Below are 10,135 nucleotides of genomic sequence, written 5' to 3'. Positions count from 1 at the left end.
GCTCTTTTTCGCGCTTTCCCGCACCAACAAATGGATAAAAAACTACGACTCTTTGGGGGGGGTTTTTTGTTTTTCGGTGTTTTTTTTCTCGGAACACCCCCCCCCCCCACCACTCACGAGGTTCTAGCGTTTCCCGTCGATCCTGCGGGGCAGGTCCCACGGGTTGTTCTCCTGCAACGGTTCCGGCAGCAGCGCGTCGGGGAAGCCCTGCCAGGCGATCGGTCGCAGGAAACGTTCGATCGCGGCGGTGCCGACCGAGGTGCTGGTCGGCGCGGTGGTCGCCGGGTAGGGACCACCGTGTTCCTGCGCCCAGGTGACCGTCACCCCGGTCGGCCAGTCGTTCCACAGCAGCCGGCCGGCGACCCTGGTCAGCGACGGGAGAACCGGGCGGATCCAGTCCACATCGGACTCTTCGCCCTGGATGGTCGCGGTGAGCCCTGGTTCCATCACCCCGAGCAGGCTGATCAGTTCCGCTTGATCGGCGTAGGTGACGATCAGCGACGCCGGGCCGAAGCACTCCTCGCGGACGGTGTCGGCGTCGGCCAGGAATGCCTTGGCGGTCGTGGCGAGCAGCGTCGCGCCGTGCGAGATCCCTTCCGCACCACCGGACTCGGACAGCACCTCGACACCGTCGACCTCACGCAGCTTCGCCAGCCCATCGGCGAAACCGGCCGCGATGCGTTCGTTGAGCATCGGCTGCGCCGGGATCGTCGAGACGGCTTCGCGCAGCGTGTTTTCGAGACCGTGCCCCTCGGGCAGGAACAGCAGCCCCGGCTTCGTGCAGAACTGCCCGGCACCGAGGCTGAACGAGCCCGCGTAGCCCTTGGCGATGGCCTCGCCGCGCGCCTCGATCGCCGCCTGGGTGACGACGACGGGGTTCACGCTGCCGAGTTCGCCGTAGAACGGGATCGGCGACGGCCGTGAGGTCGCGATGTCGAACAGCGCGCGCCCACCCGGGACCGATCCGGTGAACGACGCCGCCTGGATCCGCGGATCCTTCAACGCCGTGACGCCGTTCTGCTGGCCGTGGATGACCGCGAAGATCCCTTCCGGCGCACCGGAGTCGACCAGCGCGGCACGCAGGATCTCGCCGGTGCGCGCGGACAGCTCCGGGTGACCGGAATGCGCCTTGAGCACGACCGGGCAACCGGCGGCCAGCGCCGACGCGGTGTCGCCGCCCGCGACACTGAACGCGAACGGGAAGTTGCTGGCGGCGAACACCAGCACCGGACCGATCGGGGTGAGCAACCGGCGGATGTCCGGCCGCGGCCCCATCGGCCAGGCGGCGTCCGCGTGGTCGACGGTGGCGCCGAGGAACGAGCCGTCGGCCAGCACCTCGCCGAACAGGCGCAGCTGGAACGTCGTGCGCTTCAGCTCTCCCTGCAGACGCGGCGTAGCCGGGAGATGCGTCTCCCGGTTGGCCAGCGCGATCAGTTCGCCGGCGGCCGCGTCGAGGGCGTCCGCCGCCGCGTTCAGCCATCCGGCGCGCTGGGCTGGGGTCGCGGCCGCCGCCGTGCCCGCCGCATCGGCGGCGGCCGCGAGGATCTGATCGAGCGTGGCGGGATCCGTTGCCTGGCTCATTTTTCTTGCGTCTCCTAGAGTTCGTGTGCGGCGCTGACGGCGGCGATGAGATCCGCCCAGCGCCCCGGGCCGGCGAGGCCGAGGTGGTACAGGTGCAGTTCGGTGGCGCCCGCCTTGCCGAGTTCTCGGGTGTAGGCCTCGATGTCGGGCACCGGGCTCGCCGCCACCGCGGTGATGTAGCTGCCGACGGCGACCTTCGACGGCAGTTTCGCCCGTGCCGTCGCGACCGCGCCCACGCTGGGGCGACCGGGTACCCAGTTCTGCAGCACCACCGCGTCGACGTCGTCCGGGGCCGACGGCGTCAGCCCCGGCAGCGCGCCGGTGACCCACGGGTCCATCGCGCCGTGCAGCACGATCCTGGGCCCGGACGGGATCTTCGCGAGCACCTCGCGCCGGAGCGCGTCGGTCGCCTTCTGCCGCGTGTCGAGCAGGACCTGCCGCAGCGTGGGCAGGATCTTGTCCTCTCCGGTGCGGAGGTCGCCGCTGTCGATCAGCCGCCTGACCTCGGCCCGCAGCTTGCCCAGCGCCTTCGCCGGGTCCTGGCCGGCCGCGGCCCAGGTGTCGAGGCAGTCGTCGCAGCAGCAGATCGACAGCAGTCGTGCCACCGCGGGCGACCAGACGCCGTCGGTCTTCTCGTGCTGGTGCTGGTGCACCGCGCCGAGTGGACCGCACGCTTCGAGGACGACCGTGGCGAAATCGAGCCCGGCGAGGCTCTCCGCGACCACGTTCGCGGCGTACTCGCGGACGGCGGCCTGGCCGGGGCACAGCGCCCACGGGTACCGCTCGCCGAAGCAGTTGCGCACGGTGAGATCCGGGAACTCCGTGCCCAGCTGCGAGTTGTGGGTCAGCACGATCCACGCCGCGGCAGGGACACCCGCCTCGTTCAGCGTCCGGACGGCGTCGCCCGCGCTGTCGCGGCTTTCGACCCAGTCCGGCTCGGCGGGCCTCAGCTCACCCCACGCCTCCTCACGCACCGGCCGGTACAGCGCCGCGTGGCGCGCGACGACCGAGGTGCGCTCGGGTGACCAGGGCGTCGCCGCGCGGGCGCTGTGGTACGACACGGCGACGGCGACCTCGTCGACGCCCAGTTCCCGTACGCGCTCGACGAACCCGGGATCGTCGACGACGTCCCAGGGGTAGGCGTATCCGGTGACCTTCACCCTGTCACCACCGTGCCGTGTTCGGCTCGAAGTTTCCGACGAACTTCCGCATATAGGTCACGTCATCCCGTTTGGTCTGTCCACTTCGGACATAGTCTTCATGGGCCCGCGCCAGCGCGTCGGGGTCGAGTTCGACCCCGAGCCCGGGCTTGTCGGGCACCGCGACCGCACCGTCGGCGAACTCCAGCGCACCCGGGGCGATGACGTCGGCCGTCTTCCACGGCCAGTGGGTGTCGCAGGCGTAGGTCAGGTGCGGCGTCGCCGCGGCCACGTGCACCATAGCGGCCAGACTGATCCCGAGATGACTGTTCGAGTGCATGGAAAGCCCCACGTCGAAGCATTCCGCCGTGGTGGACAGCGCCTGGGTGTCCCGCAGGCCACCCCAGTAATGATGGTCCGAAAGTATTACGCCGACCGCTCGCTGCCGGAACGCGGGCTCGATGTCCGCGAAGCGCACGACGCACATGTTGGTGGCCAGCGGCATGTTCGCCTTCTCGGCGACGCGCGCCATGCCCTCGATGCCCGGCGTCGGGTCTTCGAGGTACTCCAGGACGCCGTCGAGTTCTTCGGCGACCCGGATGCCCGTTTCGACGGTCCACGCCGCGTTCGGGTCGATGCGCAGCGGGTGATCGGGGAACGCCTCGGCCAGCGCGCGGATCCCGGCCATCTCCTGGTCGGGGTCGAACGCGCCGCCCTTGAGCTTGATGGACCGGAACCCGTACTCCTCCACCATCCGGCGGGCCTCGCCGACGAGCGCCTCCGGCGTGGTCACCTCGCCCCACGAGTCTTCCTCGGCGCCGAGGTGGGCGCCGAACTTGTAGAACAGGTAGGCGGAGAAGTCGACGGCGTCGCGGGCCTTGCCGCCGAGCAGATCCACCACCGGCCTGCCGAGGTAGTGCCCCTGCGCGTCGAGCGCGGCCACCTCGAACAGGGAGTACACGCTGGCGACCGTCTTGCTGACGGAGAAGCCCCCGGTGAGCCCGTGCGCGTCGGCGAAGACGACCTCGCCCAGCGTCGTGGCGACCTTCCGGCGGAGGCCGGGGAGGTCGAACACGTCCTGTCCCTTGAGTTCCGGCAGCACCTTGCGGACCTGTTCGAGGAACGCGAGGTCACCGTAGGACTCGCCGAGGCCGACCACACCGTCCTCGCAGATCAGCTGGACGACACCGCGCAGCGCGAAGGGTTCGTGCACGCCCATGGCGTTGAGCAGCGGCGGGTCGGCGAAGGCGACCGGGGTCAGGACGACGTCGAGAACCTTCATCTTCAGGCACCGGCCTCGACGGACTTGAGGATGGCGAACCCGTCGTCGACGATCTTCTCCAGCCGGGCGATCTGGTCCGCGGTCGGCTCGACCAGCGGCGGCCGGACGGAGCCGACCTTGTCCCCGCGCAGCCGTGCGGCGGCCTTGACCAGCGACACGGCGAAGCCCTGCCCCTCGTCCCGCAGCGCCACCAGCGGAAGATAGAACCCGGCGAGCAGCGCCTCCATGACCGCGTCGTCGTTCTCGGCGAGCGCGCGGTGGAAGCGGGCCGCGATCTCGGGGGCGAAGCAGTGCACGGCCGAGGAGTACCGCGCCACGCCGACCGCGGCGTAGGCGCGCGCGGAGACCTCCGCCGTGGGGAGACCGTTGAAGAACAGGAAATCCCGGGCACGGTCGCTGTCGACCGAACGGATCGTGGTGATGATCCGGCTCATGAGTTCGACGTCGCCGAAGCCGTCCTTGATGCCGACCACCGACGGGATGCCGAGGAGGTCCACGGCCGAGCCGGGGGTGAACACACCGGTGGAACGGTGGTACACGATCACCGGGATCGAGGACTCCCCGACGGCGAACCGGACGTGGTCCACCAGCCCGGCAGGCGGACCGGTGACCAGGTAGGGCGGCAGGAGGAGGACGCCGTCCGCGCCGCCCGCCTCCGCCGCCGCGATCCCGGCACGGGCCGTCGCCGCACCGCCGCCCGCCCCGACCCACACCGGCACACGCCCGGCGACGACCTCGCGAGCCTTACGCAGGATCGCCGCGTGCTCGTCCGGGGACAGCGAGCTGAATTCGCCCGTACCGCAGGCGACGAACAGCGCGCCGGCTCCGGCGGCCACGTGGCTCTCGACGGTTTCCGCGAACGCGTCGAGGTTGAGTTCCAGCCCCTCGGTGAAGGGGGTCAAGGGGAACGCCAGTAGGCCGTCGAGCTCGATCTTGGGCTGTGCCATGGATTTCTCTTTCGTTCTTTGTGGATGGTCCCGGGTTCGGGCCCGGTCAGGCGGGCACGGTGGTGCCGTCCTGAGACTTGCGGGGTAGGACGTCGTCGTCGCGGTCGATCGTGTCGATGAGCTCGTCGGTCGAGGCCTTGCGCTCGGGCATGAGGTAGCCGAGCCCGATGAACAGCGCCAGTGAGACCAGGATCGGCGTCGACACGGTGACCGCGAGGGTGGCCTTGTAGCCGTAGTAGGCGATCGCGTAGGCGATGAGACCGCCCGCCCACGAGATCAGCGCCGCGCGGGAGCCGGAGCGGCGGAACCACGGGAGCATGCCGAGCAGCAGCGGCACCGAGATCGGGCCCATCAGGGCCGCGACCCAGAGCACCACGATACCGAGCACACCGCCGAGTTTGGGGGCCTGCGTGGCGACCGCCATGGTCAGCACGATGAAGATCGCGGTCGTGATGCGGGCGGCCAGCAGACCCTGCGCTTCGGTCCACCGCCGGGTCTTCTTGATCAGCACCGGCAGCATGTCGCGGGTGATGACCGCGGAGATCGCGTTCGCGTCGGACGACACCATCGCCATCGTGTGGGAGAAGATGCCTGCCAGCACCAGCCCGATCAGGCCCGGCGGCAGGAACGTCGTCGTCATGATCGCGTAGGCGTTGTCCGGGTTCTCGATGTTCGGGATCAGCAGCGGTGCCGCGAACATCGGGAACATCATGAACAGGGGCCACACCAGGTACAGGATCGAGGAGAGCCGTGCGCCCCGTCGTGCCGCGTGCGTGTCCGGCGCGGCCATGTAGCGCTGCGCCAGGTTCCACATACCGCCGTTGTACTCCAGTGTTTTCACCAGCACGTACACGAGCAACACGACGGTGGTGAACTTCGACGTGGTCGGGTTGAGGTGGCTCGGCGGGAGATCGCCCCACATGGTCCACAGACCGGAGACGCCGCCGAGTTTGCCCAGCACCACCCAGAGCATGGCGATGGCCGCGATGGCCTGGATCACGAACTGGCCGAAGTCGGTGAGCGCGTCGGCCCACAGACCGCCGACGGTGCAGTAGGCCAGCGTGACCGATCCGGTGATGATGATGCCCCAGGTGTAATCCACTCCGGCGAAGACGTTGAGGATCGTGGCGATCGCGAACCACTTCGCCGCGATGTCGAAGATCTTCAGCAGGCTGCCGCTCCAGGCCAGCGCCTGCTGGGTGGGCACGTTGAAGCGTTTCGCCAGGTACTCGAGCGGCGAGGCCACACCGAGCTTCGAGCGCAGCCGGTTCCAGCGTGCGGCGAACAGCCAGCTGCCGATACCGACGCCGATGCCGATGCTGGCCATGCCCCAGAAGTAGACGGTGATCCCGCTCGTATAGGCCACGCCCGCGTAGGCGACGAACAGCACCGCGCTGTAGCCGGACATGTGATGCGAGATCCCGGTCAGCCACCAGGGCATCCGGCCCCCCGCGGTGAAGAAGTCCTTCACATCGTGGATCCGTTTGTGCGACCACCAGCCGATCACGACCATCAACGCGAAGTACGCGGACACCATGATCCAGTCCAGCAAATGCACCGCTGACTCCTTTCCGCGTTCACGAAGGCCCAGCCCGACCTGTTCACATCCATGAACGGAGTCTGTTATAGTGATTATGTTCATCCATAAGAACGCTGTTCGGGACGCTAATATGGCCGGAGTCACAAGTCAACGGCCGGATGGAGGAGCGCGGATGCCCCAGCAGGAAGCCGCTGTCACCGTGGCGAACGGCGCGGCCGCCGCGCCCGAACCCGCCGGGGTCAAATCGGCGAGGCGGGCGATCGATCTCATCGAGACCTTCGCCGCGAACGACGTCTGGCTCTCGCTGTCGGATCTCCACGCGCGTACCGGTTTCCCCAGGTCGAGCCTGCACGGGCTGCTCCGCACGCTGCTCGAAGCCGGCTGGCTGGAAGTGGACACCAACACCGCCCGCTACCGCCTCGGCGTCCGCGCGCTGATCTGCGGAACGGCGTACCTGGACCGCGATCCGGTCGTCCCGTACGCGACCGAGGCACTGGAGCGGATCAGGGAGAAGACCGGCTTCACCGCACACTTCGCGCGCCGCGAGGGCACTGATGTCGTCTACCTGGAGACGCGCGAGTCCCGACACTCGACGCATCTCGTCTCCCGTGTCGGCCGCACGCTGCCCACCCACGCGACCGCGCTGGGGAAGGCGTTGCTGGCCGAACTGACGCACGACGAGATCGACGCGCTCCTGACCGGGGAGCTGTCGGCGCTGACCCCGAACACCATCACCACGGCCGAAGTGCTGCACGCCGAATGCGCGAAGACCCGCGAACGCGGCTATGCGGCGGAAATCGAGGAAGGCAGCCTCGGCGTCCGATGCGTCGCGGCCGTGATCCCGTACCGCATCCCCGGCACCGACGCGATCAGTTGCTCCATGCCGGTCACCGAAGTCACCGACGCCGACGCCCAGCGCGTCGGCGAACTCCTCGCCGAAATCACCGCGGAACTCGGCCAGCAACTGCGCCGCGCCGGCATCCGCTGACCGACCCGTACTTCTTCCACTGACAAGGGGCACCCATGGCAGACCAGCGCGTCCTGATCACCGGCTCGGCGGGCATCGTCGGCACCCTGATGCGGTCGCGGCTGCGCCGTTCCGGGCGGATCCTGCGGCTGCTCGACCTGGCTCCGCAGCCCGAAGCCGAAGCGGGCGAGAGCGTCGAACTGATCACCGCCTCGGTCACCGACCCGGAGGCGATGGCGAAGGCGTGCGAAGGCGTCGACGCGTTGATCCACCTCGGCGGGCACAGCCGCGAGAACTCGTGGGAAGCCACGCTCGACGTCAACATCAACGGCACCCACACCGTCCTCGAAGCCGCGCGGGCGGCCGGTGTGCCGCGCGTGATCCTGGCTTCCAGCAACCACTCCGTCGGCTTCCGCCGCAACGACGAAGCAGGCGAAGACGGCCTCCCCGCCGACTCCACGCCCCGGCCCGACACCTATTACGGCGTCAGCAAAGCGACCATCGAAGCGCTCGGCAGCCTGTATCACTCACGGTTCGGCATGGACGTGATCGTCATCCGGATCGGCTCGTGTTTCGAAAGCCCGCTCGTCCTCGGCCCGCGCGGCCTGACCACCTGGCTTTCCCCCGACGATGGCGCCCGCCTGTTCGAGGCCTGCCTGAGCTACCCCTCCCCCGGCTACCGGCTGATCTGGGGCGTCTCGGACAACACGCGCCGGGTCTACTCGCTCGCCGAAGCCGAAGCGCTGGGCTACAAATCGCTCGACAACGCGGAGACCTACGCGGATCAGCTGGCGGACAAGCCCGCGCCGACCGGCGTCGCGGCGGAGTACGTCGGCGGGCCGTTCTGCACCGCGCCGCTGGGGGCGCACAACCCGCTCTGAGCGCGTCGGTTGACATCCCCGGCGGCGGCCGGGAATGATCCACGCGCACAACTGAAAACCGAAGTCAGCGCCATGGTGGCAGGTGGGTGCGCTGGTGTGTCCGCGCGCGTCGCGGACATGACCAACACACCCAGGAGGTCAAGTGTCCCACCATCATCCTGACTTCGACGTGGTCGTGGTCGGTGCCGGTATGGCCGGTCTCGTCTGCGCCCACCGGCTCCGTGAACGCGGGGTCGAAGTCCTTCTTCTCGAAGCCTGCCCTCAAGTCGGTGGCCGTACGGCCGGCGTCGAGGTCGACGGCGAGATCGTCGACCTCGGCGGCCAATTCATCGGACCGGGCCAGGACCGGGTCCACGCGCTGGCCGCGGAACTCGGTGTGGCCACCATCCCGACGTACACGGCCGGCGAAAACCTGCTTCGGACGGAGAGCGGGCGGTTGCGCCGTTTTCGGGGCATGGTCCCGAAACTCGGCCCGTCGGCGCTGCTCGATGTCGCGCAGGCTCAGTATCGGCTCGACAAGCTCGCCCGCACCATCGACACCGAAGCACCGTGGCGCAGCCCGAACGCGACCGCGCTCGACGGGCGGACCTTGCGATCCTGGATCGACCGCACGGCGAGGACTCGGGGCGGCCGCCGGTTCCTCACCCTTGCCTGCCAGGCCATCTGGGCCTGTGAACCCAGTGAACTGTCGCTGCTGCACGCCCTGTTCTACGTGAAGTCCGGCGGCGACCTGTCGGCGTTGACCGACGTCGAAGGCGGCGCGCAGCAAGACCGGCTCGACGGCGGGGCATTCGGTCTGGCCACGAAGCTCGCCGACCGGCTGGGCACCGCGGTGCGGCTCGACGCGCCGGTCCGGCGGATCGAGCACGGCGATTCCGGTGTCGTGGTCACCGTCGACGACGGCACCGCCTGGCGGGCAGGCCACGTGGTGGTCGCGGTTCCTCCCCCGCTCGCGGCGCGGCTGGTCTACCACCCGCCGCTGCCGTCCGCACGCGACAACCTGCTGCAGCGACTGCCCATGGGCAGCGTGATCAAATGCGTCGCCGGCTATCCGGAACCGTTCTGGCGGTCGGCGGGCCTCACCGGCGCCGCCCTCAGCCTGCGCGGCCCGATCGCGCTGACCGTCGACAGCAGCCCGCCGTCCGGCCGGCGCGGCGTACTGCTCGGCTTCGTCACCGGCGCTTCCGCCCAAGACCTCGCCACCCGCTCTTCCGCCGACCGCCGCGCGATCCTCCTCGGCGAACTGGCCCGCCTGTTCGGCCCGCGGGCCGCGACGCCGGTGCACTTCGTCGAACGGAACTGGAACGAGGAACCGTTCGCCCGGGGTGGCTACTCCGCGGTGTTCCCGCCCGGTGCCTGGACGCGACTCGGCTCCGCACTGCGCGCCCCTGTCGGCCGGATCCATTGGGCGGGAACGGAAACCTCGGCGCGCTGGTACGGCTACATCGACGGCGCGGTCCGATCGGGCGAAGCCGCGGCGGACGCGATCGTCCAGGCCGTCCGGTGTCAGCTGACGGCTGGACTGGACTCGCAGGCAGGAGGGACGCAGGTGCCGAACGAAGTGGAGAACCAGTAGAGCGTCCAGAGCACGAACGGCCCGGGCGAAGGCCGAACACCCTGGTAGCGCGGCACTACCGCCTTGAGTCTGCCTGACGGATCCCGAAGTCCGTGAAGGCCTCCTTGAGGGACCCTGGGTCCCTCAAGGAGGCCTTCACGGACATCGGCCGAGTTGACCGGGCGGCCGACCGATACGTCCCAGGATTCGGGAGCCCGTAAGGCTTTTCGCAACATGGAGGAC

Annotated in this window: 8 protein-coding genes; 3 read left to right on the top strand and 5 right to left on the bottom strand. The window is 69.2% G+C overall.

The window, feature by feature from the left end:
* Positions 1 to 123: 123 nt before the first annotated feature.
* The 5 genes from ACIHAO_RS40485 to ACIHAO_RS40465 are packed head-to-tail and all read right to left on the bottom strand — an operon-like array spanning position 124 to position 6,507.
* Positions 124 to 1,581 carry an aldehyde dehydrogenase (NADP(+)) gene (locus ACIHAO_RS40485; RefSeq protein ID WP_396567223.1) on the bottom strand — a complete coding sequence of 486 codons (1,458 nt, stop codon included), beginning with the start codon at positions 1,579 to 1,581 and terminating at the stop codon, positions 124 to 126.
* A gap of 14 nt (positions 1,582 to 1,595) precedes the next feature.
* Positions 1,596 to 2,741 carry a hypothetical protein gene (locus tag ACIHAO_RS40480; protein ID WP_396567221.1) on the bottom strand — a complete coding sequence of 382 codons (1,146 nt, stop codon included), beginning with the start codon at positions 2,739 to 2,741 and terminating at the stop codon, positions 1,596 to 1,598.
* A gap of 4 nt (positions 2,742 to 2,745) precedes the next feature.
* Positions 2,746 to 4,002 carry a glucarate dehydratase family protein gene (locus ACIHAO_RS40475; protein ID WP_396567219.1) on the bottom strand — a complete coding sequence of 419 codons (1,257 nt, stop codon included), beginning with the start codon at positions 4,000 to 4,002 and terminating at the stop codon, positions 2,746 to 2,748.
* Between the two features lie 2 nt (positions 4,003 to 4,004).
* Positions 4,005 to 4,949 carry a 5-dehydro-4-deoxyglucarate dehydratase gene (locus ACIHAO_RS40470; RefSeq protein ID WP_396567217.1) on the bottom strand — a complete coding sequence of 315 codons (945 nt, stop codon included), beginning with the start codon at positions 4,947 to 4,949 and terminating at the stop codon, positions 4,005 to 4,007.
* Positions 4,950 to 4,995: 46 nt separating this feature from the next.
* Positions 4,996 to 6,507 carry a sodium:solute symporter family protein gene (locus ACIHAO_RS40465; protein WP_396567215.1) on the bottom strand — a complete coding sequence of 504 codons (1,512 nt, stop codon included), beginning with the start codon at positions 6,505 to 6,507 and terminating at the stop codon, positions 4,996 to 4,998.
* A 154-nt stretch (positions 6,508 to 6,661) separates the two neighbouring features.
* Here ACIHAO_RS40465 and ACIHAO_RS40460 point away from each other — a divergent pair, with 154 nt between their 5' ends.
* From ACIHAO_RS40460 to ACIHAO_RS40450, 3 genes are all read left to right on the top strand, one after another.
* The gene (locus ACIHAO_RS40460) at positions 6,662 to 7,477 is read left to right on the top strand and encodes an IclR family transcriptional regulator (RefSeq protein ID WP_396567213.1); all 816 of its coding nucleotides are present in this window, start codon (positions 6,662 to 6,664) and stop codon (positions 7,475 to 7,477) included.
* Positions 7,478 to 7,512: 35 nt separating this feature from the next.
* Positions 7,513 to 8,337 (top strand): NAD-dependent epimerase/dehydratase family protein, encoded by an 825-nt coding sequence (locus tag ACIHAO_RS40455; RefSeq protein WP_396567211.1) that lies wholly within the window; start codon positions 7,513 to 7,515, stop codon positions 8,335 to 8,337.
* A gap of 142 nt (positions 8,338 to 8,479) precedes the next feature.
* Positions 8,480 to 9,913, top strand: a complete 1,434-nt coding sequence (locus ACIHAO_RS40450; RefSeq protein WP_396567209.1) for a flavin monoamine oxidase family protein — start codon at positions 8,480 to 8,482, stop codon at positions 9,911 to 9,913.
* Positions 9,914 to 10,135: the final 222 nt, after the last annotated feature.

It is taken from the genome of Amycolatopsis sp. NPDC052450, from assembly GCF_044547565.1.
In the GTDB taxonomy this organism is placed as follows: domain Bacteria; phylum Actinomycetota; class Actinomycetes; order Mycobacteriales; family Pseudonocardiaceae; genus Amycolatopsis.
Note: the sequence above shows the minus strand (reverse complement) of the source record. Positions and strands in the feature narration are given on the sequence as shown.

What these genes read in the sequence shown, in the direction of transcription:
- ACIHAO_RS40455 (WP_396567211.1), top strand. Translation starts at nt 7,513, where the DNA reads ATGGCAGACCAGCGCGTCCTGATCACCGGCTCGGCGGGCATCGTCGGC.
- ACIHAO_RS40470 (WP_396567217.1), bottom strand. Translation starts at nt 4,949, where the DNA reads ATGGCACAGCCCAAGATCGAGCTCGACGGCCTACTGGCGTTCCCCTTG.
- ACIHAO_RS40475 (WP_396567219.1), bottom strand. Translation starts at nt 4,002, where the DNA reads ATGAAGGTTCTCGACGTCGTCCTGACCCCGGTCGCCTTCGCCGACCCG.
- ACIHAO_RS40485 (WP_396567223.1), bottom strand. Translation starts at nt 1,581, where the DNA reads ATGAGCCAGGCAACGGATCCCGCCACGCTCGATCAGATCCTCGCGGCC.
- ACIHAO_RS40460 (WP_396567213.1), top strand. Translation starts at nt 6,662, where the DNA reads ATGCCCCAGCAGGAAGCCGCTGTCACCGTGGCGAACGGCGCGGCCGCC.